Below are 25,458 nucleotides of genomic sequence, written 5' to 3' on the forward strand. Positions count from 1 at the left end.
CGCGCGACTAACCAAGCTACGCCTGAATGTCTGTAACCGGGAGGGTGGAATCCGCGCCGAACCCGAGCCCGGATGGCGCCCTGCCCGCCGCGACGAGCTGGGCACCGAGGGCCGCGATCATGGCGCCGTTGTCTGTGCACAGCGAAAGGGGCGGAATGCGCAGAGCCACTCCCGCCGCCGCGCAGCGCTCCTCCGCAAGCTGTCGCACCCTGGCATTTGCCACGACACCGCCCCCCAGCAACAACCGAGGCACTCCCAGCTCACGGCAGGCCTTGACCGCCTTGGTGATCAACACATCCGCTACGGCCTCCCTAAAGCTGGCCGCAACATCCGCCACAGGAACCTCTTGGCCGGAATCGCGGCACTGCTCAACCCACCGGGCGACGGCCGTCTTGAGGCCAGAGAAGGAGAAGTCGTAGCGATGCTTCTCCATGTCCTTGGGCAGGCTCAGCCCCCGCGGAAAGCGAATCGCGTTCGGATCACCGTTGACGGCAACGGCATCGATCTGAGGGCCGCCCGGGTACGGAAGACCCAGCAGCCGGGCAACCTTGTCAAAGGCCTCGCCCGCCGCATCGTCAATCGTCTCGCCGAGCAGTTCGACGTCGTCGACCAGATCGCGAACGAGAAGAAGCGATGTGTGTCCGCCCGAAACAAGGAGGGCGATCGTGGGGTATTCAAAAGCAGTATCGGCAGAATCACCCGCGCGCGTCTGGCCAGAAAGATCGCCGCTCAGGATGTCCGCGCCCACATGGCCGACCAGGTGGTTGACCGCGTAGAGCGGCTTGTCGAGCGATATCGCGAGGGCCTTGGCGGCGCCAACCCCCACCATGAGCGCACCGGAGAGGCCAGGGCCACTGGTGACGGCGATCGCATCGAGATCATGGAGATCGACCTGGGCCTCGGCGAGCGCGGCCTTGAGCGTTGGCGTGAGCGCTTCGAGGTGCGCGCGCGCCGCAATTTCGGGCACAACTCCGCCGTAGCGAGCATGCTCATCCATCGACGATGCGATCACATTGGCCAGCAACGTTGTGCCCCGCACAATTCCCACGCCGGTCTCGTCGCAGCTCGTCTCGATGCCCAGCACGAGCGGCTCGCGCGGGCTTGTCAGTGAATCAATGGTCATGGTCGACTCCGATCGCAGGGGATGCTCGCGGCGCTTCAAGCGCGTGTCGCATTACGACGGCATCCACCCCATCTGGTTGGTAATAGCGGGGGCGAACGGCGATGGCCTCAAACCCCAGCTGCTCATAGAGCGCCTGCGCACCCGGGTTGTCCGCGCGCACCTCGAGGAACACCTCGCGGGCACCGCGCTGGCGCGCCTCTGTGATCATCTGCAGCATCATCGCGCGCCCGAGGCCTTTGCGGCGGGCACTCGCCGCAACCGCAATGGTTTGGATGTCGGCCTGGATGCCGCCGCGCGGGGCGAGAAGCCCCGAATAGCCCTCGATCGCGTTGCCGTCTTCGGCGATGGCCACGAGGTAGTAGGTATGGGGATTATCGAGCTCGGACGCCATCGCCCGCGCCGACCACGCATCGCTGCCGAATGTTGAGGACTCGATCTCCATGATGGCGTCGAGGTCGTCAAGACTCGCCCTGCGCATGAGCCAGGCCATCAGCTGACGCGCTTCGGCCCGCTCGACAGGGTCACGTCGGGGGAGCGCAGATAGAGCGGCTCGCGGCCGGCAAACGGACGACCGTGAAAGAACATGGTCTCGGCGAGCATGCCGAGATCGCCGGCGGAGACCTCCGTGGCGTCGAGGCGAACATGATCGGCGAACCCGGGTACGGCGGCGGCGAGCCCTTCGGGGGAGACGAGCCCGGGGGCGGCGGAGCGCACGGGCAGCCCTGCATCGTCAGCCCCTGAATACGCGGACCAGTAAACCTCTTTGCGGCGCGCATCCGTGACCACCAGAAGCGGGCCATGACCGCCTCTCGCGTAATGGCCGAACGCGAGCGCATCGTGACTGACGACACGAACGGCGGGCTTGTCCGCCCCCAGCGCGAAGGCCTGCCCGGCGGCGATGCCAACGCGAAGCCCAGTGAACGGCCCCGGTCCCATCCCCACGGCGACACCGGATAGAGCGGTTACCGACACCTCAGCATCGGCTAGGCAGCGGGCAATCAGCTCCCCAATGACCTCGGCATGGCGGCGAGTATCGGCCTCGGAGTGCTCGACGATGACGCCACGCTCCCGGTCGACGACGGCAACACTCGTACCGGCAGACGTATCGATAGAGAGCAGCATCAGTCCAGCCTAATGTCCGCCCAGCGATGGCCATGGCCCGTGACGGTGACCTGGCGAGGCTCGACGCCTTCCTCGGACTCAACACCACCGACAGGGCGCACGATGCCGATCTCCAGCCATTCGTCGACAACCGCGTCAAGCATCCCCGCCGCCCATTCGACCACGACGATTGAGCCCTCGAAGTCGATGTCGAGATCGTCAAGCTCAGCCGGATTGCCCATGCGGTACGCGTCAACGTGAACGAGCGGGGCACCACCCGCTGGGCGCGGATGGGTTCGAGCCAAGACAAAAGTGGGGCTCGTCACGGCGCCGCGCACGCCGAGAGCCTGCCCCAGTCCGCGCGTGAAGGTTGTCTTGCCCGCGCCGAGTTCACCGTTGAGGGCCACGACATCGCCGGCTCGCAGCTCGCGCGCGACGCGAGCACCGAACTCCTCCATGGCCTCGGGGGTGTCGATCGTGAACGAGTTCTCGCTCATGGGCGAAAGCTCCTCACGATCCGCCCGCCGAGACGGGTGACGATCTCGTAATTGATCGTGTCGCAGGCGAGGGCCCACTCATCGGCAGACGGCACCCCATCCGCCGGGTCTCCGAACAGCACTGCCTCGTCGTCGATTGACGCCTCGACCGTGCCGAGGTCGACGACAAACTGATCCATTGCGATGCGCCCCGCGATCGGGCACACAACCCCGTTAACCCACACCGCGCCAGTGCCGGAGGCATGGCGGGGAATTCCGTCGGCGTACCCGAGGGGAATGAGCGCGAGCGTCGTCTCCTTTGCCGTGCGATAGCTGAGCCCGTAGGACACACCGGAGCCAGCCGGCACCCGCTTAACTGCGGCGATGCGAGCGGTCAGCCTCATCGCAGGTTCAAGTGCGAGATCGGCAGAACTGCGGTCCTCGAAGGGCGAGAGTCCATAGATTCCGATGCCGAGGCGCACGAGGTTATAGCGGGCTTCGGGCAGGTCGATGGCACCAGCGGTCGCGGCAATATGCAGCAACTCAGGCCTTAGCCCCGCATCCCGCGCGGCGGCAATTGCCTCGTCGAAGACGGCAACCTGATCCAAGTCGCTCGCTCGACCGGCGTTGGCCAGATGACTGAACATTCCGACGACGCGGATGCGCCCGCTCTTCTCCAGCTCCGCCGCCCTGGCAAAAACGGCGGCCCAGTGGGCACGCTCGACGCCGTTGCGACTCAGCCCTGTATCAACCTTGAGGTGCACTCGAGCGAAGCCGGCATCTGCAACCCTGTCGAGCTGGGCGAGGTAGCTCACACCGAGATCGATGCGCTCCGCCACAGCCTGCGAGAAATCCTGTTCGGGATCATGCAGCCACGCGAGGATCGGAGCGTCGAGGCCTGCTCGGCGCAGAGCGAGACCCTCGGAGATGTCGGCAACGCCGAGCCAGTCGGCGCCTCCGGCGATGGCCGCGCGCGCACTCTCGACGGCGCCGTGACCGTAGGCCTGCGCCTTGACCACCGCCATCGTGTGCTGCGTGCCGACAACATTTCGCAGATGCTCGACGTTGCGAGTTATGGCGCCGAGCGACACGGAGAGATTGCGCAGTGCGCCGGTCATTCGGGCGCACCTTCGGCGATCACATACGCGGTCGCCACTCCCCCATCGTGACTCATCGACAGGTGGAGCCGCGTAATTCCCCGCGCCGCCACAACATCCGCAATCGCGCCATCAAGCTCGAAGGACGGGTTCCGCAGCTCGTTGGAGACGACGCGCACGTCGTGCCAGCGCATTCCTGCCGAGTCGCCAATCGCCTTGATGAGCGCCTCTTTGGCCGCGAAACGCGCCGCGAGCGACCGGAGCGGCCGCTGGCGGCCCCCGCAAACTGTTCGCTCTCAGCGAACAGGCGGTCGAGCAGTCGCGGTGTGCGGCTAGCTGCGCGCTCGAATCGTGCAAGATCTACCAGATCTACGCCGACACCGATGATCATGAGTGACCTATTCGACCGTCACCGATTTAGCGAGGTTACGCGGCTGGTCGACATCGAGGCCCTTGGCCGAAGCAAGCTCAAGAGCGAAGATCTGCAACGGAATGACCGCGAGCAACGGCTCGATCAGCGTCGAAGCCAGCGGAATTGGAATAACGACGTCGGCGTAGGGCAGAACGGCCGCATCACCCTGCTCTGCGATGGCCAGGATGCGGGCACCGCGGGCGCGAATCTCCTGGATGTTCGAGACAACCTTCTTGTGCAGCGAGTTCGGATCGCGAGGGCTCGGGACGACAACGAAGACCGGGATCCCCGGCTCGATGAGGGCGATCGGCCCATGCTTGAGCTCGCCAGCGGCGAAGCCTTCCGCGTGAATGTAGGCGATCTCCTTGAGTTTGAGGGCGCCCTCCAGCGCGACCGGATATCCGGCGTGGCGACCCAGGAAGAGAACGGATCGAGTGTCGGCCATCCAGCCAGCAAGCTGCTTGATGGAGTCGTGCTGCTCCAGAACGGTCGCCATCTTGTCAGGGAGCGCGTTGAGCTCCGTGACGATTTCGGCGACTTCGTCCTTCGACAAGGTGCCGCGAACGACAGCAAGGTGAAGGCCAAAAAGGTATAGGGCAATAACCTGGGCGACGAACGCCTTGGTCGACGCCACCGCTACCTCGGGGCCGGCGTGGGTGTAGACCACAGCGTCAGACTCTCGCGGAATGGTTGCGCCCTGCGTGTTGCAGATGGACAGCGTGCGGGCGCCGTTTTCGCGCGCATACTTGACCGCCATGAGGGTGTCCATGGTCTCGCCGGACTGGCTCGTGGAGACCACAAGCGTGTTGGGGGTGAGAATCGGGTCGCGGTAACGGAACTCGTGCGACAGCTCGACCTCCACGGGGACCCTTGTCCACTTTTCGATCGCGTACTTGGCCTGCATGCCGGTGAAGTTCGCGGTGCCGGCACCCACGATCACGATGCGGTCAATCGATCGCAGAGCGTCGTCGCCAATGGAATCAAGCTCGCTCAGATGAACGCTGCCGTCGGCAACGCGGCCGAGAAGAGTCTTGGCAACGGCCTCGGGCTCCTCGCTGATCTCCTTGGCCATAAAGCTCGACCATCCGCCCTTTTCGGCGGCAGACGCATCCCACTTGACCTCGAACGACGTGGTGTCGACGAGATTGCCATCAAAATCGGTGACCGTCACGGCGTCGGGAGTGATGATCGCGAGCTGGTCCTGACCGATCTCCATCGCGCGGTGTGTGTGCTCGATAAAGGCGGCGACATCAGAACCGAGAAAGTTCTCCCCATCGCCGAGCCCGATCACGAGCGGCGAGTTGCGGCGAGCGCCCACGACAACACCGGGCTCGTCCTCGTGCATGACGAGAAGAGTGAATGCGCCGTGCAGGCGGTTGACCACGGCCCGAAGCGCCTCGGCAAGGCTGCCCGCTTCGCGGTATGCGCGGCCAACGAGCAGCGCGGCGACCTCACTGTCGGTCTCGCTCAGGAACACCGTCTCGGGGTCCTCGTCGATGAGCTCCTGCTTGAGCTCGGCAAAGTTCTCGATAATTCCGTTGTGGATGAGGGCGAGCTTGCCGCCATCTCCCAGATGCGGATGCGCGTTCGTGTCGTTGGGGGCGCCATGCGTCGCCCAGCGGGTGTGGCCGATGCCGGTGCGGCCATTGGCGATGGGGTTCGACTCGAGCTCGTCGGCAAGCTTCTGCAGCTTGCCCGCCTTCTTGCGCGTATCCAGGCGACCTTCTGTGTCAATCACCGCGATCCCGGCAGAATCGTAACCACGGTATTCGAGGCGGCGAAGGCCGCCCATGAGTACCTCAACGCTCTTATCGTTACCGACGTAACCCACGATTCCACACATGCGCCCGATTTTACGGCACAGGGGCTGCACAAAAGGCCAGATTGAGCAGCGCTAGGCTTCTGATCGATGTCCGACCCCACTAATGGCTCCCCCGGAAGCACTCCGTTCGTCGAAATCGAGCGGGCTGCCTGGGCAGACCTGGCCCCAGCGACGCAGCTGCCCCTTGCCCCCGATGAGCTCACAGGCCTCAGGGGCCTCGGAGACATGCTCGAAATCGACGAGGTTTCTGATGTCTACCTTCCGCTGAGCAGACTCATCAATCTTTATGCGGTCGGAGCGCAGCAGCTTCATGCCGCAACGAGCGCATTTCTAGGGGAACGCTCCCCCACGACACCCTTTGTCATCGGCGTCGCCGGCTCCGTTGCGGTCGGCAAGTCCACGATCGCGCGGCTACTGCGGGTCTTACTCGCCCGGTGGGAATCAACCCCCCGCGTGGCCCTGCTCACCACCGACGGCTTTCTGCTGCCCAACGCCGAGCTCGAGCGCCGCGGGCTCATGCAGCGCAAGGGTTTTCCGGAATCCTACGATCGCCGGTCGCTGCTTCGCTTCGTCACTCAGGTCAAGAGCGGGGTCGCCGAGGTTCGCGCTCCCGTCTATTCGCACTTGAGCTACGACATCATTCCCGGGGCAGAGGCCGTCGTTCGCCGCCCCGACATTCTCATCGTCGAGGGGCTCAACGTTTTGCAGCCGCCCATGGGCAACAAGCTGGCTGTGAGCGACCTCTTCGACTTCAGCATTTATGTGGATGCCCGCACGGCAGACATCGCCCGCTGGTATGAGGAGCGATTCCTCAAGCTGCAACGCGGGGCATTCACGAACCCAGAGTCGTACTTTCACCGGTACGCAAGCCTCGACGAAGCAGCAGCCAGGGCCACCGCTGCGGACATCTGGCAGCGCATCAACCTGCCGAACCTCACCGAGAATGTGCGCCCGACTCGGTCACGGGCAACGCTCGTGCTGCGCAAAGACCCTCAGCACAGGGTTCAGAAGATCCTGCTGCGCAAGATCTGACGCGGGCGCGCGGTCGCTGGCTTATGCGGCGAGGTGCTTGCGCACCACGTCGGCTAGCTCCTGTGCCGCACGCTCGGCGGTCTCGGTGTCTGCCGCCTCGACCATGACGCGAACCATCGGCTCGGTCCCTGACGGACGAAGGAGCACGCGCCCCGTCTCACCCAGCTCGGATTCCCACGCGGTGATCGCGACGGCAACCTCCGCGCATTCGGCCAGCTTGGTGCGGTCGACACCGCGCACGTTGATCATGACCTGCGGATACACGGTCATCACCGAGGCAAGTTCGGCGAGCGATTTGGTGGTTCTGGCCATCTCTGCCACGAGGTGAAGGCCTGTCAGAATGCCGTCACCGGTCGTCGCGAAGTCGCTCATGATGACATGGCCAGACTGTTCGCCGCCGAGATTGAGGCCCTTTTCGCTGAGCGCCTCCAAGACGTAACGATCGCCCACCGAGGTGAGCACCATCTCGATGCCATGCTCCTGCATTGCCAAGCGCAGTCCGAGGTTGCTCATAACCGTCGCGACGAGCGTGTCGTTCTTGAGCAGACCGCGCTCCTTCATCGACAGCGCGAGGATCGCCATGATCTGATCGCCGTCGACGATGTTGCCCTCGTGGTCCACGGCCAAGCAGCGGTCGGCGTCGCCGTCGTGAGCAATGCCGACGTCGGCACCGTGGGCAAGCACGGCCTCGGCGAGACGATCGAGGTGGGTGGACCCCACGCCATCGTTGATGTTGAATCCGTCGGGATCGGCACCGATCACGGTGACGCGCGCGCCAGCATCCGTGAAGACCTGGGGAGAGACCCCTGAGGCAGCGCCGTGGGCGCAGTCAAGCACCACGTGGATGCCGTCGAGACGGTGCGGAAGGCTCGCCAAGAGGTGCAGCACATACCGGTCTTCTGCATCGGCGAATCGGCGGATGCGCCCGACCTCGACACCGGTGGGCGCAAGCTTGCGCTCGGTGCGGAAGGCATGCTCGATGCGGTCCTCGACCACATCGGGAAGTTTGGTGCCGCCGACGGCGAAAATCTTGATTCCGTTATCGTCGGCGGGGTTGTGCGAGGCGGAGATCATAAAGCCGAAGTCGGCCTTGATGTCTCCAATAAGAAACGCTGCTGCCGGGGTCGGGATGACGCCGGCGTCAAGCACGTCGACCCCCGAGCTCGCGAGTCCGGCCGCCACAGCGGAGCTGATGAACTCACCCGAGATCCGGGGGTCACGCGCAATAACGGCGACGGGGCGCCGACCAGAAGCGCGGCGGCCATCGGCCACCCGCCCCTGTCCGAGTACTACAGCTGCGGATTGAGCAAGCCCGAGAGCTAGCTCCACCGTGAGGTCCTGGTTCGCCAGGCCCCGCACGCCATCCGTGCCGAAGAGTCGAGTCGTCATCCTCGTCGCCGTTATGAAGCGCTGATTAGCGCTTCGAGAACTGCGAAGCCTTGCGGGCCTTCTTGAGACCGGCCTTCTTGCGCTCGATGACGCGGGCGTCACGCGTGAGGAATCCGGCCTTCTTGAGGAGGGGACGGTTGTTCTCGCGGTCGATCTCGTTCAGCGAACGAGCGATTGCGAGGCGAACAGCACCGGCCTGACCCGAGGGGCCACCGCCCGTGACCTTGGCAATGACGTCGTAGCTGCCGAGGAGGTCAAGCACCTTGAACGGGTCGTTGATGAGCTGCTGGTGCAGCTTGTTCGGGAAGTAGTTCTCGAGGGTGCGGCCGTTTACGACGAAAGCGCCGTTGCCCGGAACGATGCGCACGCGGGCGATTGCCTGCTTGCGGCGTCCCACGGCTGCGCCGGGAACGTTGAGAACGGCGCGGGGAGCCTTGGGAGCCTCCGACGCGGGCGTCTCGGTCGTGAAGCTCTCAGGAGCCTGGTCGATGGAGTCTGCGATCTTCGCCATGGTGTTGGGAATCCTTATTTCTTACGGCCGGCGCTACTGCGCGACCTGGCCGAGGGTGTAGGTCTTGGGCTGCTGCGCAGCGTGAGGGTGCTCGGGGCCCGCGTAGACCTTGAGCTTGGCAAGCTGAGCCCGACCGATCGAGTTCTTGGGGAGCATGCCGCGGATGGCCTTCTCGACCGCGCGCGTCGGGTGCTTCTCAAGGAGCTCGGAGTAGGTGGTAGCCGTGAGGCCGCCCGGGTAACCCGAGTGACGGTAGGCCTTCTTCTGAACGAGCTTGGAGCCCGTCAGCGCCACCTTGTCGGCGTTGATGATGATGACGAAGTCGCCCATGTCCATGTGCGGAGCGAATGTTGCCTTGTGCTTGCCGCGGAGAAGCGTTGCGGCGTGGCTGGCAAGACGGCCCAGCACGACGTCGGTCGCGTCGATGATGAGCCAGTCACGCTGGACATCATTGGGCGTGGGAGAAAATGTGCGAGTCACAGTAGTGCTGCTTTCTGATCGAGTGAGGTGTTCGTGAATCCCGCTCGCGTGACGAGTTGTCGGACGATGTCCGAGAACGCGCCGGTGGAGGGCTCATGATCGGATGCTGCGCACGAGACGCAGGCACCAAGGGTCTACTTTAGACCAGCCGGTCTTCGATGGCAATTCTCAACGGACGGCACGCGCGCAGCGCTTAGTCGAGAGGCTCCCGCCGAGCCCTCGTTTGTTCGGCTCGGGCGGCGAGTTCCTCGTCTGGCGGATACCCCACTTCCACGAGAGTGAGCCCTTTGGCCGGCATCACCTTGAACTCGCTGCCCCTCAGTCGCTCGTCGCGGATCTGCCCTGGACGCTCTGCACTCAAAGTCCCCTGCCCCACAGAAACGCACGCACCAACGAGCGAGCGCACCATGCTGTGGCAGAAGGCGTCGGCCGTGACGGTCGCGATCAGCACTCCCGTCTGATCCCTCACCCACGAGAACTCCTGGAGGGTGCGAACCGTTGTGGCCCCATCCCGCGGCTTGCAGTAGGCGGCCCAGTCGTGGAGCCCGCGCAGTTCATCCGCAGCCGTGTTCATCGCATCGATGTCGAGTTCAGCGGGGAACCAGACCGTCCGATGTCGCTCAAGCGGGTTGCGAAGCGCCCCGAGGTCGCCGACGCGGTACTCGTAGCGCCTCCAGACGGGCGAGAACCTCGCATCGAACCCTTCGGGGGCGAGCGAGCTCGACAAGACAACAACGTCGCTATCGAGGCCAGCAATGCCGTTGAGTCGACGGGCAAGGGAGGCGGGGCCGTCGACCTCCTGCGGTCGCTTGCGGCGACCATGCTTCGCGGTGTGTCCTGCCCCTCGCCTCGGGCCGGTGAGGCTGCGAAGCTGCTCTTCGGTCAGGTCCACGTGGGCGACCTGACCAGTGGCGTGCACACCCGCGTCGGTGCGGCCCGCGACCACGAGCCGTGGCGCTGGGCCATGACGGCTCATCAAGACGCTCAACGATGACTCGAGAGCCCCCTGAACCGTGCGCTGTTCAGCCTGGCGCGCCCATCCTGAGAAGTCGGTGCCGTCGTAGGCAATCTGCAGACGGATGCGAACGCTGCCCTTCGAAGGATGACCTTCGGCCTCGTCGGCCAGCACACGCGCTTCCACGCTCCGATTCTATTGCCGACGTCCACTGCCGACTTGCCTCCCGCCTCCGCACAGGGGACGATCGATTGATCCCTATGCCGTTACTTAAGATTTCGTCCGCGCCCGCTGGCGTCGACCCCACCCCGTTGCGGGCGCTGCCGTCACCGGGCGGCACACGTTTTGCTGGACTCGACGGGTTGCGCGCGATCGCCGTCGTTCTCGTTCTCGTCTACCACTTGGCTCCCGGCGCTCTGGTCGGCGGTTTCATCGGGGTCGACGTCTTCTTCGTCATCAGCGGCTTTCTCATCACGGCCCTTTTGCTCCGCGAGCACGCCGCAACATCCACCGTGCGTCTGGGGCGGTTCTGGATCCGGCGCGCCAGGCGCCTGCTGCCCGCAATCGGCCTGCTGGTGCTGGTGACGAGCGCCATCGCAGCAGTCGTCGGTGGCGATGTCGTCATTGGGCTTGGCGGGCAGATTCTGGGGGCCGCCACTTTTAGCAGCAACTGGATCGCCCTCGCGGGCACGACCAGCTATTTCGACGCGTCTACCCCCGAGCTACTGCGTAACCTGTGGTCCCTCGGAGTGGAAGAGCAGTTCTACCTCGTGTGGCCCGTGGTGCTGCTCGGGCTGCTTGTTGTGCCCCGTCGTTGGATGAGAGTGACGCTGCTCGGCGCGACGGCCGTTGCCGCCGCGTTACTCATGGCCGCGATGTGGTCGCCCGGCATCGACAGCACGCGGCTCTATTACGGCACAGATACGCACAGTTTCGGCCTTCTCGCTGGCGCAGCCTTCGCCGTCGCATCGGCTGGCGGTCTCGCCTTCGGCCGCCGGGCGAGTATTGCCCTGCAGGCTGGGGGGATGCTCGCGATAGTGGGCCTTGTCTCGCTCGCCATAGTCATGCCCGCCGACGGGGCTTTGCCCTATCTCGGCGGGCTCGCTCTCGCCTCCGCATTGAGCGTCGTTGCCATCGCGGGAGCCACCCTCGACGGTTCGCGCACGGGTGCATGGCTCGACAGCGCGCCACTCGCGTGGGTGGGAGAACGCTCGTTCGGGCTGTATCTGTGGCACTGGCCGATCTGGGTTCTGGTCACAGCAATCGCCTCGGATTTGCGGGCAAGCACGGCCGGTCAGTGGACTATCGGCGGAATAGCCCTCGTACTTACGGTTGCGGCGACGGTGGCCTCCCACCGCTATGTCGAACAACCAATCCGGCGGCTCGGGTTCCGGGGAGCGGCCCGCGAGTTCGGCGACCAGCTCCGCATTCGCGCTCCGCGTCGCGGTGTGCGCATGCTCGTTTTCGCCGTCGCAGCCAGTGCCTCGCTTGCCCTGATCGCCGCAACCGCGTCGGGCATCGTTTCGGGAGAGAAGGCCGGGTCAGTCGAGCGGCAGATCGAAGCCGGTCGTGCGGCCATCGAATCAACCGCCGTGCCCCACTCCGGCGCGACGCCGACCTCGCCGACCTCGCCGGTCGCATCGCCCGAGTCGGCCGCGCCCGCGGCGCTGCCCGGGGGCGACCAGATCACGGCCATCGGCGACTCGGTCATGCTCGCCTCGGCGGCCTCGCTCCAGCAAACGTTCCCGGGCATCGTTATCGATGCCGCAGTCTCTCGCCAGTTTTCCGCTGTGCCCAATCTGATTCGCGCCCATAAAGAGGCGAACACCCTGCGGCCAATTGTGCTGCTCGGGCTAGGAACGAACGGCCCTGTCGACGCCGACGTTCTCGCAGAAGTGCGGCAGCTGCTCGGCACTGCCCACCAGCTGGTTGTCGTCAATGTCTATGCACCCCGGTCCTGGACGGACGGAGTGAACACCGAACTGACCAGGTTCGCTCAACGCTTTCGCGACGTGGAGCTCGCCAACTGGCGCGACTCCATCGCGCCGCAATTGCGACTCCTCGCTGGCGACCAGATTCATCCGGGAGATGCGGGCGGGCTCGTCTACGCCTCCGCCGTTCGCGACGCTCTGCAACGCCTTGCCGAGCTGCCGCCGGTCATTGGTCCCCGCGACTACGGGTTGGCCGCTCAGCCGCTTTAGACCGCCCACCACACGAACCAACCCACTGGGTGACGACCTGCGTGCGCAATGGAACCGCCGCCACGGCACATGCAGAAGGCCCCACTCCGAAGAGTGGGGCCTTCTGTCACGCTAAAGTGCGTTACTTGGTTTCTGCAGCGGCGTCGTCCGCAGGAGCCTCGGCGACCTCGGTGGTCTCCTCGGCAGCAGCGGTCTCGTCGGTGCTGGTCTCCTCAACGGGAGCCTCCTCGACAGGAGCCTCCTCGACGGGAGCTGCGGCCTTGGCGGGCTTGTCAGCCTTGGCCTTCGGCTTGGCGTTCACGGGCTCGAGAACGAGCTCGATCTGAACCATCGACGCGTTGTCACCCTTGCGGAAGCCGAGCTTCGTGATGCGGGTGTATCCGCCCTGACGCTCGGCAACGAGCGGCGCGATCTCCGTGAAGAGCTCGTGGATGACGGACTTGTCAGTGATGATCGCAAGCGCGCGGCGACGCGAGTGCAGGTCGCCACGCTTCGCGAACGTCACGAGACGCTCGGCAACGGGACGGAGGCGCTTCGCGCGGGTCTCGGTCGTCTTGATGCTCTTGTGAGTGAACAGCGCGGCGGCGAGGTTGGCGAGCAGCAGACGCTCGTGGGCGGGGCCTCCTCCGAGGCGCGGACCCTTAGTGGGCTTTGGCATTTTCTAGTTCTCCAGTATTCAAAAAAGTGTGTCAGGCAAACGGCGCGGCGAGAGCCGAGGTTAGTTGGTGCCCTCGGCGTCGTCGTAGCCGCTGTAGAAGTGCGCACCGTCGAACCCGGGAACCGCGTCCTTCAGCGACAGGCCCATCTCCACGAGCTTGTCCTTGACTTCATCCACCGACTTCTGACCGAAGTTGCGGATGTTCATGAGCTGAGTCTCCGAAAGGGCGACCAGTTCACTCACGTTGTTAATGCCCTCGCGCTTGAGGCAGTTGTAGCTGCGCACCGAGAGGTCAAGATCCTCGATGGGCATGCTCAGCTCGGTCGAGAGAACGGCGTCGACCGGCGCGGGGCCGATCTCGATGCCCTCAGCGGCAGAGTTGAGCTCGCGGGCCAGGCCGAAGAGCTCAACGAGCGTCTTTCCGGCGGAGGCAATTGCGTCGCGGGGGCTGATCGCCTGCTTGGTCTCAACATCGACCACAAGGCGGTCGAAGTCGGTGCGCTCACCGGCACGAGTTGCCTCGACACGGTAGGTGACCTTGAGAACGGGCGAGTAGATCGAGTCGATCGGGATCTGGCCGGCCTCAGAGAACTCGTTGCGGTTCTGAGTTGCCGACACGTAGCCACGGCCACGCTCGATCGTGAGCTCAAGCTCGAACTTCGCCTTGTCGTTCAGGGTGGCGATGACGAGCTCAGGGTTGTGGATCTCGACGCCGGCCGGAGCGGAGATATCCGCAGCGGTGACCTCGCCCGAGCCCTGCTTGCGCAGGTAAGCGGTGATCGGCTCATCGTGCTCGCTCGAGACGACGAGCTGCTTGATGTTCAGGATGATCTCTGTGACATCCTCCTTGACTCCTGCAACCGTGCTGAACTCGTGGAGAACACCGTCGATGCGGATGCTCGTCACGGCAGCGCCGGGGATCGAGGAGAGGAGGGTGCGGCGGAGGGAGTTTCCGAGGGTGTAACCAAAGCCAGGCTCAAGAGGCTCGATCACGAAGCGTGACCGGAACTCGGAGATGTTCTCTTCGGAAAGAGTGGGACGCTGTGCAATGAGCACGTGTATTCCTTTCGGCAAAGTGTCCGCTATTTGACACTTAAGCGTTCGAACGGGTGGCTGGCCCGCCGGTAAATCTGTTGAGTTGTGGAAAGGCTGTGGGTCTGAGCCGGTTCCTTAGAACCGACTCAGCCCACAAACACGCTTAGACGCGGCGGCGCTTCGGGGGACGGCATCCGTTGTGAGCCTGGGGCGTCACGTCGTTGATGCTGCCAACCTCGAGGCCAGCGGCCTGAAGTGAACGGATAGCCGTCTCGCGACCCGAACCCGGGCCCTTGACGAAGACGTCAACCTTCTTGACGCCATGCTCCTGCGCCTGACGCGCGGCCGACTCGGCCGACATCTGGGCGGCGTAAGGGGTCGACTTGCGCGAGCCCTTGAAGCCAACGACACCTGACGACGACCAGCTGAGCACAGCTCCGGTCGGGTCGGTGATCGTCACGATCGTGTTGTTGAACGTCGACTTGATGTGAGCCTGGCCCACTGCGACGTTCTTCTTCTCCTTGCGGCGCGGCTTGCGAGCGGCCGATTTCGGTGTTGCCAATGTCTTCTCCTAAAACCTTGATGGCGATGCGAGCCGAGCGGCCGCTATCGTGCCTTCTTCTTGCCGGCGACGGTGCGCTTCGGACCCTTGCGGGTGCGAGCGTTGGTCTTGGTGCGCTGACCGTGGACGGGCAGGCCGCGACGGTGACGGATGCCCTGGTAGCTTCCGATCTCGACCTTGCGGCGGATGTCAGCGGCAACCTCACGGCGAAGGTCACCCTCAACCTTGTAGTTGCCCTCGATGTAGTCACGGAGCGCAACGAGCTGGTCGTCGGTGAGGTCCTTGACGCGGATGTTCACGTCGATGCCGGTGGCCTCAAGGGCCTGGAGCGACTTGGTACGGCCTACGCCGTAGATGTAAGTAAGTGCGACTTCAACGCGCTTGTCGCGCGGAATGTCTACGCCTGCTAGACGAGCCATTGTGGCTTCTCCTGTTGAGTGAGTGGAGGTCTGGAGCAGCTCCTGTGCATCGGCCTCCAACCGATGGTGTCCCCCGAAGGATCTGGGGCTGCTCTAGTGCGATATTCAGTTGATGAGTCGCAAGCGACTCGGTTGTTGGGCTGCATGCAGCCCCACCCATCAGCCCTGGCGCTGCTTGTGGCGCGGGTTGGACTTGCAGATGACCATCACGTTGCCGTGACGGCGGATTACCTTGCAGTGGTCGCAGATGGGCTTGACGCTGGGGTTGACCTTCATTGTGATTCCTTGATCTCGCTGTCTTCGTACCCTCGGAATGCCGAGGGCCGTTACTTTCCAGCTGAATGCCCGCGAGGGCATCCGTTTCGCGCCATTACTTGTAGCGGTAAACGATCCGACCACGGGTCAGGTCGTAGGGGCTCAGCTCCACGATCACGCGGTCCTCTGGAAGGATGCGGATGTAGTGCTGGCGCATCTTGCCCGAGATGTGAGCAAGTACTTTGTGCCCGTTGCTGAGCTCAACGCGAAACATCGCGTTGGGCAGAGCTTCAACCACAGAGCCCTCGATTTCGATGACACCGTCTTTTTTGGCCATTGCCTCTTCGTCGCTAAAAGTAGTGAATGCTGGTCGTGCGGATTGTGGTGCCTGACCTGCGCTGAGCGCAGGAAACGGGGAACGCAGAAACGGCCCTAGGACACCAAGGATCTATCCTAAGCGATCCCGGGCGTTTCTCCAAGCTGGCCCCATACTTCGAGGTGAACCTCCCAGCGTGTCGGCGCGCCGAGAACGAGAAACGCAGTCTTCTAGGGGATCGGGATGGGCTTGACACCCAAGGCAGCAAGCTCAGCGGCTCCGCCGTCGTGAGCCGTGGTGACCCAGATGCCGCCGGAGTGCACGGCGACACTGTGCTCCCAATGTGCAGCAGAAGAACCGTCGCCCGTGGCAATGGTCCATTCGTCTTCGCGCACGAATGTGTCGATTCCCCCGAGGGTGACCATCGGCTCGATTGCAACACACAGACCCGGCTTGACCGCGGGGCCTCGGTCGCGAACGCTGTAGTTGAACACGGTGGGTGCCTCGTGCATCGAGCGTCCGATGCCGTGTCCTACATAGTCCTCGAGGATGCCGAATGTGCCGTTCGAGTCGATGTAGTCCTCAATCGCGTCTCCGACCTCGTTGAGGTGGGAGGCGCGGGAGAGCGCCGCAATTCCGCGCCACAGAGAACCCTCGGTTACATCGGAGAGCCTTTGGCGTGCCGCAACGAGCTCGGGCTGGGTGGGATCGGGGATGACGACCGTGATCGCCGAATCACCATTCCAACCTGCAACCTGTGCGCCGCAGTCAATGGACACGATGTCGCCGGGTTCGAGAACGCGGTCCCCGGGAATCCCGTGGACAACATCCTCGTTTACCGAGGCGCAGATTGTGTGGCGATAGCCAGGGACCAGCGCGAAGTTGGGCTCTCCCCCGCCGTCGCGGATCACCTTCTCGGCGATCGCATCGAGTTCGATCGTGGTGACGCCGGGGCGAATAGCGTGGCGCACGGCGTCAAGCGCCTGCGCCGTAAGAACGCCGGGAGCGACCATGAGGCGCAGCTCGGCCGGCTTCTTGTAGATGCCGCGGCGCATGCTATTTGACGTGCGCTGGGCGGATTCCGCGGGCCGCGAGGCCCTCGGTGATCCGTTCAGAAACTGCATCAATTTCGCCGAGTCCATCGACCTCAACGAGAAGGCCGCGCTCGCGATACACCGCAATCAGCGGCTGAGTCTCGCGGGCGTAAACCTCTTGGCGGTGACGGATCGACTCCTCGGAGTCGTCAACCCGGCCCTGTTCGAGAGCGCGCTTGCGCAACCGCTCCACCACCTCATCCTGATCTGCGACCAGGAGGATGACGGCATCGAGCGCCTGACCCTTCGAGCTCAGAAGCTCGTCGAGATAGGCGACCTGTTCAAGGGTGCGGGGGTAGCCGTCGAGAAGAAAGCCAGCCTTAGCGTCGTCTTCTTCTATGCGGTTCGCGACGAGCGCGTTGGTGAGGCTGTCGGGGACATAGTCGCCAGCGTCGACGATCGCCTTGACCTCAACGCCCAGGGGCGTCTCGTTGGCGATGTTGTAGCGAAAGATGTCGCCGGTCGAGATTGCGGGGATGCCGAAAGCGCTCGTCAGTCGTGCCGACTGCGTGCCCTTTCCTGCACCGGGGGGTCCGACAATCAGGAGTCGTGTCATCGAAGGAGCCCTTCGTAGTGTCGCTGCTGAAGCTGCGAATCGATCTGCTTCACCGTTTCAAGGCCGACACCAACAATGATCAAGATGCTTGCGCCGCCGAACGGGAAGTTCTGGTTTGCCCCGACCGTCGCAAGTGCAATGAGCGGAATAAGCGCAAGCACACCGAGGTACAGCGAACCAGGGAGGGTTACCCGGGTCAGCACGTAGTCGAGGTATTCAGCCGTCGGGCGTCCGGCACGAATGCCGGGGATGAACCCGCCGTACTTCTTCATGTTGTCGGCAACCTCTTCTGGGTTGAAGGTGATCGCGACATAGAAGTAGGTGAACCCGATGATCAGCAAGAAGTAAACAAGCATGTAGAGCGGGTTGTCGCCGGACGTGAAGTTGTCGGTGACCCACTGAACCCACGGCTCGGGGAGATCACCGTTTGCCGGCTGGTTGAACTGAGCGATCAAGGCGGGCAGGTACAGCAGGGAGGAGGCGAAGATCACGGGGATCACGCCGGCCATGTTGACCTTGATCGGAATGTAGGTGTTGTTGCCACCGTAGGTGCGGCGGCCAACCATGCGCTTGGCATACTGCACAGGAATGCGCCGCTGCGACTGCTCAACGAACACCACGGCACCCATGATCAGGATTCCAACGGCGATGACGAGGAGGAACACCTCGAACGACTTCGCGACCGCGATGCTCCAGAGAGCGGCGGGGAACGTCGCGGCGATGGAGATGAAGATCAACAGCGACATGCCGTTGCCGATGCCGCGCTCGGTGATGAGCTCGCCCATCCACATGATGAGGCCGGTGCCGGCCGTCATGGTGACGATCATGAGAAGGATGGCGTACCAGGCCTCGTTCGTGATGAGGGACGAGCACTCAGGGGCGCCGGTCGAGCCGAACAACGTGCCACTGCGGGCAACGGTGATCAGGGTTGTCGACTGCAGAACACCCAGCGCGATGGTGAGGTACCGCGTGTACTGCGTGAGCTTGGCCTGGCCCGACTGGCCCTCCTTGTGGAGGGTCTCGAAGTGGGGAATGACCACGCGCAGCAACTGCACGATGATCGACGCGGTGATGTAGGGCATGATGCCCAGCGCGAAGACCGAAAGTTGAAGGAGAGCGCCACCACTGAAGAGGTTGACGAGCTCATACAGGCCCGCGGGGCCCGAGTTCGACGCTAGGCAGCTCTGAACGTTGCCGTAGTCGACGAAGGGTGCTGGGATAAACGATCCCAGACGGAAGATGGCGACGATTCCGAGCGTGAAGCCGATCTTCCGCCGTAGGTCGGGCGTGCGGAAAATGCGCGCGATAGCTCTGAACACGAAGCCTCCAGGTTGTGCTTAAGGGTGAGCCGAACGGGTGGCCCCTGTGCAGGGGCCACCCGAGACGACTACTTGACGGAACCGCCCGCTGCGACGATCTTCGCCTCTGCTGAGCCGGAGACCTTGTCCACTGCAACGTTCAGCTTAACCGCAACATCACCCTGTCCGAGAACCTTGACGCGCTCGTTCTTGCGAACGGCACCCTTGGCCACGAGGTCGGCAACGGTAACGTCGCCGCCGGTCGGGTAAAGCTGGACAAGCTTCTCGAGGTTGACAACCTGGTACTCGACGCGGAACGGGTTCTTGAACCCGCGCAGCTTCGGAGAACGCATGATGCTGTTCAGGTTTCCACCCTCAAGACCAACGCGGACCTGGTAACGGGCCTTGGTGCCCTTGGTACCACGGCCAGCGGTCTTACCCTTGGATCCTTCACCACGGCCAACACGGGTCTTAGCCGTCTTGGAACCGGGAGCGGGACGAAGGTGGTGCATCTTCAGCACCTGCGCGCGAGCCTCGACCTCAGTCTTAGCCGTCTTCTTCGCAGGAGCCTTGGTGTCATCCGACTTCGCAGCAGCGGCCTTGGCCGGAGCCTTAGCCGGGGCCTTCTTGGCCGGAGCCTTCTCCTCAGCCTTGGCGGCAGCAGGTGCCTTCGCCTCAGCCTTGGGCGCCTTGTCGGCAGCGGCCTTAGCCGGAGCCTTCTTGGCGGGCGCCTTCTTCTCGGCGGCCGGAGCCTTCGCCGAATCCGCCGCAGCGGTCGACTTCTTCTCTTCAGCCATTAGTCAATCTCCTCGACCTTCACCAGGTGAGCAACCGTACGGACGTAGCCGCGGTTCTGAGCATTGTCCTCGCGGACGACGGTGTCGTTGATCCGCTTGAGTCCAAGGCTCCGAAGCGTGTCGCGCTGGTTCTGCTTCTCGCTAATTTTGGATTTGATCTGGGTTACCTTGAGGCGCGCCATCAGGCACCTGCCTTCACTGCCGTCGCTGCGGCCTTAGCCGTAGCTGCCTGAATCCGGAGGATCTGCTCGGGCACGACGTCTTCGATCGGGAGGCCACGACGTGCGGCAACCGCACTGGGCTCCTCGAGCGCCTTGAGAGCCGTTACGGTCGCGTGCACGATGTTGATCGTGTTCGACGAGCCGAGCGACTTGCTCAAAACATCGTGGATGCCGGCGCACTCCAGCACTGCGCGGACAGGTCCACCGGCGATAACACCGGTACCTGCTGCTGCGGGGCGGAGAAGCACGACACCAGCGGCCGCCTCACCCTGCACGGGGTGCGGGATGGTGTTGCCGACGCGGGGAACGCGGAAGAAGTTCTTCTTGGCTTCTTCAACGCCCTTGGAGATGGCGGTAGGAACTTCGCGGGCCTTGCCGTAGCCGACACCCACGAGTCCGTTGCCATCACCGACGACGACGAGCGCGGTGAAGCTAAAGCGACGACCACCCTTGACGACCTTCGATACGCGGTTGATCGTGACGACGCGCTCCAGGAACTGGCTCTTGTCGGAGTCACGTGCTCCACGCTGCTGGTTAGGGTTGCGCTCGCGTCCACCACGACGAGCCTCGCGAGGCTCGTTTCTCGTGGATTCCGTCGACGCAGCGGTCTCAACCGGCGCCTCGGATACTTCGGCCACAGCCTGCTCCTTGTTGGTTGTTTCGTCGCTCACAGGTTCAAACCACCCTCTCGAGCTCCCTCGGCGATGGCCGCAACGCGCCCGGCGTAACGGTTGCCACCACGGTCAAATACGACATCAGCGACGCCAGCCTGCTTGGCGCGCTCGGCGACGAGCTCGCCAACCTTGCGGGCCTTAGCGGTCTTGTCACCGTCGAAGCTGCGAAGCTCCGTTTCCATCGTCGATGCAGAAGCCACGGTGTGGCCCTTGCTGTCATCGACGACCTGCACGAACACGTGACGCGCGGATCGCGTGACGACGAGGCGCGGACGCACCTCGGTGCCGACGATCTTCTTGCGAAGGCGTGCGTGACGACGGCCCTTAGCGGCCGACTTGCTCTTTCCTCTGGTTCCGAGAGCCATGATTACTTACCACTCTTTCCGGCCTTGCGGCGGACTACCTCGCCGGCGTAGCGAACGCCCTTGCCCTTGTAGGGCTCAGGCTTGCGCAGCTTGCGAATGTTTGCGGCGACCTCACCGACGGCCTGCTTGTCGATGCCGTGAACGGTCAGCTTGGTGTTGCCGTCGACGGTAAACGTGATGCCGGCGGGCGGGTCGACGGTAACGGAGTGCGAGAAGCCGAGAGCGAACTCAAGAGAGTTGCCCTTCTGAGCGACGCGGTAACCGGTACCTACGATTTCGAGACCCTTGGAGTAGCCCTCGGTGACGCCGACAATGTTGTTGGCGATCAGGGTACGCGTGAGGCCGTGGAGCGAACGCGATGCGCGCTCGTCATCGGGCCGGCTGACGACAATCTGGTTGTCTTCGAGCTTTACCTCGATCGGGCTGGCGACGGTGAGCTGAAGCTCACCCTTCGGGCCCTTGACGGAGACGGCAGAGCCGTCAACCTTGATGTCGACACCCGCGGGGATGTCAATGGGGAGACGTCCGATACGTGACATAGCGGGTTACCACACGTAGGCGAGGACTTCCCCACCCACGCCCTTCTTGGTCGCCTGGCGGTCCGTGAGGAGGCCAGAGGAGGTCGACAGGATGGCGACGCCGAGGCCGCCGAGAACGCGAGGGATCTCCGTCGACTTCGCGTAAACGCGCAGACCGGGCTTTGAAACCCGCTTGAGGCCCGCAATGGAGCGCTCACGGTTCGGTCCGTACTTGAGGGTGATGGTCAGCGTCTGGCCGACACGAGCGTCTTCGACCTTCCAGCCGCCGATGTAACCCTCTTTTTCGAGGATGCCGGCGATGTGGGTCTTGAGCTTGCTGCTCGGCATCGACACGGAGTCGTGGTGTGCCGAGTTGGCGTTGCGCAGTCTGGTCAGCAGGTCTGCGACCGGATCTGTCATTGTCATATGTGCTTATTCCTAATCTCGACTGGTTTCGGCATCCGTTACACGAAAGCCGACCTATTCGATCGATGTCGGTGGGCGCGAACGCCCACCGACTATGGGGTACTACTGGGTGGGAGCGTCGGTCGACTTGAACGGGAATCCGAGAGCCTTGAGCAAGGCCCGGCCTTCATCGTCGCTCTTCGCCGTCGTAACGATCGTGATGTCGAATCCGCGAACGCGGTCGATCTTGTCCTGGTCGATCTCGTGGAACATGGACTGCTCGTTGAGACCGAAGGTGTAGTTACCGTTGCCATCGAACTGCTTGGGGCTCAGGCCACGGAAGTCACGGATGCGGGGAAGCGCAAGCGTGATCAGGCGGTCGAGGAACTCCCACGCACGGTCGCCACGAAGCGTGACGTGTGCACCAATCGGCTGGCCCTCGCGGAGCTTGAACTGCGCGATGGACTTGCGAGCAGCAGTGACCTGCGGCTTCTGACCCGTGATCGCGACGAGGTCGCGAACGGCGCCATCGATGACCTTGCTGTCACGCGCGGCTTCACCAACACCGGTGTTCACGACAACCTTGACGAGGCCGGGAACCTGGTGCGGGTTTGAGAAGCCGAACTGCTCGGTGAGCTGTGCAGCGATCTCGTTGCGGTACTTGAGCTTGAGGCGGGGCTGGATTTTGCCAGCCGCAGCGGTCTCGGTCATTACAGGTCCTTACCTGACTTCTTGGCGAAGCGGACGCGCACGGTCTTGCCGGCGGCGTTCGTCTCGACACGGTGGCCGACGCGGGTCGGCTTCTTGGATTCGGGGTCAACCAGGGCGACGTTCGAGATGTGAAGCGGAGCCTCATGCGTCTCGATGCCACCGGTCTTGGTGCCACGCTGCGTCTGGCCGACGCGGACGTGCTTCGTAACGAAGTTCACACCCTCGACAACGACGCGGTTCTTCTCAACGATGACCTCGAGCACGCGACCCTGCTTGCCACGGTCTCCGCCGCGAGCCTGGGTGCGGCCGGTGATCACCTGGACGAGGTCGCCCTTTTTGATCTTCGCCATGACTAAATAACCTCCGGTGCCAGCGAGATGATCTTCATGAACTTCTTGTCACGAAGCTCACGACCGACCGGCCCGAAGATGCGGGTGCCGCGAGGCTCCCCGTCAGCCTTCAGGATGACCGCTGCGTTCTCGTCAAACTTGATGTACGAGCCGTCGGGACGGCGCGTCTCCTTCTTGGTGCGAACGATGACAGCCTTGACGATGTCACCCTTCTTCACGTTGCCGCCCGGGATCGCGTCCTTGACCGTGGCGACGATAACGTCGCCGAGGCCTGCATAGCGACGGCCGGAGCCGCCGAGCACGCGAATCGTGAGCAGCGTCTTGGCGCCAGTGTTGTCGGCGACCTTGACTCTAGATTCCTGCTGAAGCATTCTCTGTGTCCTTTACTCCTAAGCAAGCCGCGAGGCTTACTTAGCCTTCTCGAGGATCTCGACCAGGCGCCAGCGCTTGGTGGCGCTCAGCGGACGGGTCTCACTGATGACAACAAGGTCGCCGATGCCGGCACTGTTGTTCTCGTCATGAACCTTGCGCTTTTCAGTGCGGCGGATGACCTTGCCGTACAGCGGGTGCTTCACGCGGTCTTCGACCTCAACGACGATGGTCTTGTCCATCTTGTCGCTGACGACGTAGCCACGCTGGGTCTTGCGGTAGCCGCGCACGAGAGCCTCGGCGGCGACCTTCTCTTCGGCCTTAGCCATTACTTGGCCTCCTCGGTCTCGACGGCCTCGGGAGCCGCGTCAGCAGCATCCTTCTTAGCCTTGGTCTTCTTCTCGGCCTTGGGGGCCTCAACCACGGCGGGAGTAGCCCGGATGCCCAGCTCGCGCTCACGGATAACCGTGTAGATGCGAGCAATGTCGCGCTTGACAGCGCGGACACGTCCGTGGCTGTCCAGCTGGCCGGTGGCCGACTGGAACCGCAGGTTGAAGAGCTCTTCCTTGGCCTTCTTCAGCTCGTCGACGAGACGCTCGTCTTCGAAAGTATCGAGCTCGGCAGATGCCAGCTCCTTGGATCCGATCGCCATTATGCGTCGCCCTCCTCGCGCTTGATGATGCGCGCCTTCAATGGAAGCTTGTGGATTGCACGGGTGAGCGCCTCGCGGGCGAGCGTCTCGTTGACGCCAGCAACCTCGAAGAGCACGCGGCCCGGCTTGACGTTGGCGACCCACCACTCGGGCGAACCCTTACCGGAACCCATGCGGGTTTCGGCCGGCTTCTTGGTCAGCGGGCGGTCGGGGTAGATGTTGATCCACACCTTTCCACCACGCTTGATGTGACGGGTCATGGCGATACGTGCAGCCTCGATCTGGCGGTTCGTAACATACGCAGGCGTGATTGCCTGGATGCCGAACTCACCGAACGTGACCTTGGTGCCACCGGTGGCGTGTCCGCCACGGCCCGGGTGGTGCTGCTTGCGGAACTTGACCTTACGTGGGATCAACATTGTTATGCCTCAACTCCTGCTGCGACGGGCGCCTCAGCCTTGGGGGCGGAGGAACCACGACGCGGACGGTCGCCGCGCTCGGGGCGCGAGGACTTCTGGTTCGCCTGCTCGCGGGCGAGCTCCTTGTTGGTGATGTCACCCTTGTAGATCCACACCTTGACGCCGATACGGCCGAACGTCGTACGAGCCTCGTAGAAGCCGTAGTCGATGTTGGCGCGGAGTGTGTGCAGGGGAACGCGTCCCTCGCGGTAGAACTCCGAACGGCTCATCTCGGCGCCGCCGAGGCGGCCCGAAACCTGGATACGAACACCCTTGACGGTGCCCGTGCGCTGGGCGCCCTGCAGACCCTTACGCATCGCGCGGCGGAATGCCACGCGGGCGCTGAGCTGCTCGGCGATGCCCTGGGCAACAAGCTGAGCCTCGGCCTCGGGGTTCTTGACCTCGAGGATGTTCAGCTGAATCTGCTTGCCCGAGAGCTTCTCGAGGTCAGTGCGGATGCGCTCTGCCTCTGCGCCGCGACGGCCAATGACGATGCCGGGACGAGCCGTGTGGATATCCACGCGGACACGGTCACGGGTGCGCTCGATTTCGATGCGGGCAACGCCTGCACGGTCGAGGCTCGTCTTGAGCATGTTGCGGATCTTGATGTCCTCAGCAACAAAGTCGCTGTAGCGCTGGCCGGGCTTGGTGCTGTCGGAGAACCAACGCGACACGTGGTCGGTGGTGATTCCCAGACGGAAACCGTAGGGATTTACTTTCTGGCCCATTACTTCTTCCCTGCCTTCGCAGTCGTCTTCTTCGCGTCAACCTCGTCAGGCGTGGCAAGCACGATGGTGATGTGGCTGGTGCGCTTCAGAATCTGGAATGCGCGACCCTGTGCACGGGGCTGGAAACGCTTGAGCGTTGCTCCCTCGTCCACATAAGCCTGGCTGATGTACAGGTCCTGCTCATCGAGGAAGCTGTTGCTGGCATCCGCCTTGACCCGTGCGTTAGCCATTGCCGAAGCAACCAGCTTGTACACGGGCTCGCTCGCACCCTGGGGGGCGAACTTGAGGATGGCCAGGGCTTCCTGTGCCTGCTTGCCGCGGATCATGTTGACGACACGACGAGCCTTCATAGGGGTCACGCGGATGTGACGCACACGTGCGATCGACTCCACCATTTCTCTACCTCCTTCACCACCGC

35 protein-coding genes and 1 pseudogene are annotated in these 25,458 nt (G+C 63.6%); 2 read left to right on the forward strand and 34 right to left on the reverse strand.

What is annotated here, in order from left to right; all coding sequences use genetic code 11:
* Positions 1–16 precede the first annotated feature (16 nt).
* From tsaD to glmS, 7 genes and pseudogenes are all read right to left on the reverse strand, one after another.
* Positions 17–1,123, reverse strand: coding sequence for a tRNA (adenosine(37)-N6)-threonylcarbamoyltransferase complex transferase subunit TsaD (gene tsaD, locus C2138_RS10805; protein ID WP_108517764.1), 1,107 nt, complete (start codon positions 1,121–1,123; stop codon positions 17–19).
* The gene (rimI, locus tag C2138_RS10810; RefSeq protein WP_108517766.1) at positions 1,113–1,613 is read right to left on the reverse strand and encodes a ribosomal protein S18-alanine N-acetyltransferase; all 501 of its coding nucleotides are present in this window, start codon (positions 1,611–1,613) and stop codon (positions 1,113–1,115) included. The genes tsaD and rimI overlap by 11 nt, the downstream gene beginning before the upstream one ends.
* The gene (gene tsaB, locus C2138_RS10815; RefSeq protein ID WP_108517768.1) at positions 1,613–2,245 is read right to left on the reverse strand and encodes a tRNA (adenosine(37)-N6)-threonylcarbamoyltransferase complex dimerization subunit type 1 TsaB; all 633 of its coding nucleotides are present in this window, start codon (positions 2,243–2,245) and stop codon (positions 1,613–1,615) included. The genes rimI and tsaB overlap by 1 nt, the downstream gene beginning before the upstream one ends.
* Entirely contained in the window at positions 2,245–2,721 is a 477-nt protein-coding gene (gene tsaE, locus C2138_RS10820) for a tRNA (adenosine(37)-N6)-threonylcarbamoyltransferase complex ATPase subunit type 1 TsaE (RefSeq protein WP_199286537.1), read from the reverse strand. The genes tsaB and tsaE overlap by 1 nt, the downstream gene beginning before the upstream one ends.
* Complete coding sequence (gene alr, locus C2138_RS10825; RefSeq protein WP_108517769.1) at positions 2,718–3,818, reverse strand: alanine racemase; 1,101 nt, start codon at positions 3,816–3,818, stop codon at positions 2,718–2,720. Before alr ends, tsaE begins: the two co-directional genes overlap by 4 nt.
* A pseudogene (locus tag C2138_RS10830) lies at positions 3,815–4,188 on the reverse strand (holo-ACP synthase). The gene alr and the pseudogene C2138_RS10830 overlap by 4 nt, the downstream one beginning before the upstream one ends.
* 7 nt (positions 4,189–4,195) lie before the next feature.
* Positions 4,196–6,052 (reverse strand): glutamine--fructose-6-phosphate transaminase (isomerizing), encoded by a 1,857-nt coding sequence (glmS, locus tag C2138_RS10835; protein WP_108519083.1) that lies wholly within the window; start codon positions 6,050–6,052, stop codon positions 4,196–4,198.
* 66 nt (positions 6,053–6,118) lie between these two features.
* Here glmS and coaA point away from each other — a divergent pair, with 66 nt between their 5' ends.
* On the forward strand, positions 6,119–7,063 hold the full coding sequence (coaA, locus tag C2138_RS10840) for a type I pantothenate kinase (RefSeq protein WP_108517771.1): 945 nt from the start codon (positions 6,119–6,121) through the stop codon (positions 7,061–7,063).
* 21 nt (positions 7,064–7,084) lie between these two features.
* On the opposite strand, the gene glmM is transcribed toward coaA, so the two are convergent.
* The 4 genes from glmM to C2138_RS10860 all read right to left on the reverse strand — a co-directional run bounded on the left by glmM (position 7,085) and on the right by C2138_RS10860 (position 10,584).
* Positions 7,085–8,452, reverse strand: a complete 1,368-nt coding sequence (gene glmM / locus C2138_RS10845) for a phosphoglucosamine mutase (RefSeq protein ID WP_108517772.1) — start codon at positions 8,450–8,452, stop codon at positions 7,085–7,087.
* 25 nt (positions 8,453–8,477) lie between these two features.
* Positions 8,478–8,963, reverse strand: a complete 486-nt coding sequence (rpsI, locus tag C2138_RS10850) for a 30S ribosomal protein S9 (RefSeq protein WP_108517774.1) — start codon at positions 8,961–8,963, stop codon at positions 8,478–8,480.
* 33 nt (positions 8,964–8,996) lie between these two features.
* Positions 8,997–9,443 carry a 50S ribosomal protein L13 gene (gene rplM, locus C2138_RS10855; RefSeq protein WP_108517775.1) on the reverse strand — a complete coding sequence of 149 codons (447 nt, stop codon included), beginning with the start codon at positions 9,441–9,443 and terminating at the stop codon, positions 8,997–8,999.
* A 193-nt stretch (positions 9,444–9,636) separates the two neighbouring features.
* Positions 9,637–10,584 (reverse strand): tRNA pseudouridine synthase A, encoded by a 948-nt coding sequence (locus C2138_RS10860; RefSeq protein ID WP_241961106.1) that lies wholly within the window; start codon positions 10,582–10,584, stop codon positions 9,637–9,639.
* Positions 10,585–10,658: 74 nt separating this feature from the next.
* On the opposite strand from C2138_RS10860, the gene C2138_RS10865 reads away from it, so the two are divergent.
* Positions 10,659–12,599: an acyltransferase family protein gene (locus C2138_RS10865; RefSeq protein ID WP_108517777.1), complete on the forward strand. Its 1,941-nt coding sequence runs from the start codon at positions 10,659–10,661 to the stop codon at positions 12,597–12,599.
* A 121-nt stretch (positions 12,600–12,720) separates the two neighbouring features.
* Here C2138_RS10865 and rplQ read toward each other — a convergent pair whose 3' ends face one another.
* The 23 genes from rplQ to rplV form a co-directional block, all read right to left on the reverse strand.
* On the reverse strand, positions 12,721–13,257 hold the full coding sequence (rplQ, locus tag C2138_RS10870; protein ID WP_108517778.1) for a 50S ribosomal protein L17: 537 nt from the start codon (positions 13,255–13,257) through the stop codon (positions 12,721–12,723).
* 60 nt (positions 13,258–13,317) lie between these two features.
* Entirely contained in the window at positions 13,318–14,313 is a 996-nt protein-coding gene (locus C2138_RS10875) for a DNA-directed RNA polymerase subunit alpha (RefSeq protein ID WP_108517780.1), read from the reverse strand.
* Between the two features lie 142 nt (positions 14,314–14,455).
* Positions 14,456–14,854 carry a 30S ribosomal protein S11 gene (rpsK, locus tag C2138_RS10880; RefSeq protein ID WP_108517781.1) on the reverse strand — a complete coding sequence of 133 codons (399 nt, stop codon included), beginning with the start codon at positions 14,852–14,854 and terminating at the stop codon, positions 14,456–14,458.
* Positions 14,855–14,898: 44 nt separating this feature from the next.
* Complete coding sequence (rpsM, locus tag C2138_RS10885) at positions 14,899–15,273, reverse strand: 30S ribosomal protein S13 (protein WP_108517783.1); 375 nt, start codon at positions 15,271–15,273, stop codon at positions 14,899–14,901.
* Positions 15,274–15,432: 159 nt separating this feature from the next.
* The gene (gene rpmJ, locus C2138_RS10890; protein ID WP_022893853.1) at positions 15,433–15,549 is read right to left on the reverse strand and encodes a 50S ribosomal protein L36; all 117 of its coding nucleotides are present in this window, start codon (positions 15,547–15,549) and stop codon (positions 15,433–15,435) included.
* A gap of 94 nt (positions 15,550–15,643) precedes the next feature.
* Positions 15,644–15,865 (reverse strand): translation initiation factor IF-1, encoded by a 222-nt coding sequence (gene infA, locus C2138_RS10895; protein WP_066056559.1) that lies wholly within the window; start codon positions 15,863–15,865, stop codon positions 15,644–15,646.
* Positions 15,866–16,074: 209 nt separating this feature from the next.
* Positions 16,075–16,899 carry a type I methionyl aminopeptidase gene (gene map / locus C2138_RS10900; protein WP_108517785.1) on the reverse strand — a complete coding sequence of 275 codons (825 nt, stop codon included), beginning with the start codon at positions 16,897–16,899 and terminating at the stop codon, positions 16,075–16,077.
* A 1-nt stretch (position 16,900) separates the two neighbouring features.
* The gene (locus C2138_RS10905; protein WP_108517786.1) at positions 16,901–17,494 is read right to left on the reverse strand and encodes an adenylate kinase; all 594 of its coding nucleotides are present in this window, start codon (positions 17,492–17,494) and stop codon (positions 16,901–16,903) included.
* Positions 17,491–18,813 carry a preprotein translocase subunit SecY gene (gene secY, locus C2138_RS10910; protein ID WP_108517788.1) on the reverse strand — a complete coding sequence of 441 codons (1,323 nt, stop codon included), beginning with the start codon at positions 18,811–18,813 and terminating at the stop codon, positions 17,491–17,493. The genes C2138_RS10905 and secY overlap by 4 nt, the downstream gene beginning before the upstream one ends.
* A gap of 68 nt (positions 18,814–18,881) precedes the next feature.
* Positions 18,882–19,589, reverse strand: a complete 708-nt coding sequence (gene rplO / locus C2138_RS10915) for a 50S ribosomal protein L15 (RefSeq protein ID WP_108517790.1) — start codon at positions 19,587–19,589, stop codon at positions 18,882–18,884.
* Positions 19,589–19,771, reverse strand: coding sequence for a 50S ribosomal protein L30 (rpmD, locus tag C2138_RS10920; RefSeq protein ID WP_199220424.1), 183 nt, complete (start codon positions 19,769–19,771; stop codon positions 19,589–19,591). Before rpmD ends, rplO begins: the two co-directional genes overlap by 1 nt.
* A complete protein-coding gene (gene rpsE / locus C2138_RS10925; RefSeq protein WP_108517794.1) occupies positions 19,771–20,481 on the reverse strand; it encodes a 30S ribosomal protein S5 in 711 nt (236 codons plus the stop codon). The genes rpmD and rpsE overlap by 1 nt, the downstream gene beginning before the upstream one ends.
* The gene (rplR, locus tag C2138_RS10930; RefSeq protein ID WP_108517795.1) at positions 20,478–20,849 is read right to left on the reverse strand and encodes a 50S ribosomal protein L18; all 372 of its coding nucleotides are present in this window, start codon (positions 20,847–20,849) and stop codon (positions 20,478–20,480) included. Before rplR ends, rpsE begins: the two co-directional genes overlap by 4 nt.
* A gap of 2 nt (positions 20,850–20,851) precedes the next feature.
* A complete protein-coding gene (rplF, locus tag C2138_RS10935) occupies positions 20,852–21,388 on the reverse strand; it encodes a 50S ribosomal protein L6 (RefSeq protein ID WP_108517797.1) in 537 nt (178 codons plus the stop codon).
* 6 nt (positions 21,389–21,394) lie between these two features.
* Entirely contained in the window at positions 21,395–21,793 is a 399-nt protein-coding gene (rpsH, locus tag C2138_RS10940; RefSeq protein WP_108517799.1) for a 30S ribosomal protein S8, read from the reverse strand.
* 102 nt (positions 21,794–21,895) lie between these two features.
* A complete protein-coding gene (gene rplE, locus C2138_RS10945; RefSeq protein ID WP_108517801.1) occupies positions 21,896–22,483 on the reverse strand; it encodes a 50S ribosomal protein L5 in 588 nt (195 codons plus the stop codon).
* Complete coding sequence (rplX, locus tag C2138_RS10950; protein ID WP_108517803.1) at positions 22,483–22,833, reverse strand: 50S ribosomal protein L24; 351 nt, start codon at positions 22,831–22,833, stop codon at positions 22,483–22,485. Before rplX ends, rplE begins: the two co-directional genes overlap by 1 nt.
* 2 nt (positions 22,834–22,835) lie before the next feature.
* Positions 22,836–23,204, reverse strand: a complete 369-nt coding sequence (rplN, locus tag C2138_RS10955; RefSeq protein ID WP_108517805.1) for a 50S ribosomal protein L14 — start codon at positions 23,202–23,204, stop codon at positions 22,836–22,838.
* Between the two features lie 36 nt (positions 23,205–23,240).
* On the reverse strand, positions 23,241–23,531 hold the full coding sequence (rpsQ, locus tag C2138_RS10960; protein WP_108517806.1) for a 30S ribosomal protein S17: 291 nt from the start codon (positions 23,529–23,531) through the stop codon (positions 23,241–23,243).
* Positions 23,531–23,854: a 50S ribosomal protein L29 gene (gene rpmC, locus C2138_RS10965; RefSeq protein WP_108517808.1), complete on the reverse strand. Its 324-nt coding sequence runs from the start codon at positions 23,852–23,854 to the stop codon at positions 23,531–23,533. The genes rpsQ and rpmC overlap by 1 nt, the downstream gene beginning before the upstream one ends.
* Positions 23,854–24,273, reverse strand: coding sequence for a 50S ribosomal protein L16 (gene rplP / locus C2138_RS10970; RefSeq protein WP_108517810.1), 420 nt, complete (start codon positions 24,271–24,273; stop codon positions 23,854–23,856). The genes rpmC and rplP overlap by 1 nt, the downstream gene beginning before the upstream one ends.
* Positions 24,274–24,275: 2 nt before the next feature.
* Complete coding sequence (rpsC, locus tag C2138_RS10975) at positions 24,276–25,040, reverse strand: 30S ribosomal protein S3 (RefSeq protein ID WP_108517812.1); 765 nt, start codon at positions 25,038–25,040, stop codon at positions 24,276–24,278.
* Complete coding sequence (gene rplV, locus C2138_RS10980; protein ID WP_108517814.1) at positions 25,040–25,435, reverse strand: 50S ribosomal protein L22; 396 nt, start codon at positions 25,433–25,435, stop codon at positions 25,040–25,042. The genes rpsC and rplV overlap by 1 nt, the downstream gene beginning before the upstream one ends.
* Positions 25,436–25,458 lie beyond the last annotated feature (23 nt).

The sequence above is a fragment of the Salinibacterium hongtaonis genome, from assembly GCF_003065485.1.
GTDB lineage: Bacteria > Actinomycetota > Actinomycetes > Actinomycetales > Microbacteriaceae > Homoserinimonas > Homoserinimonas hongtaonis.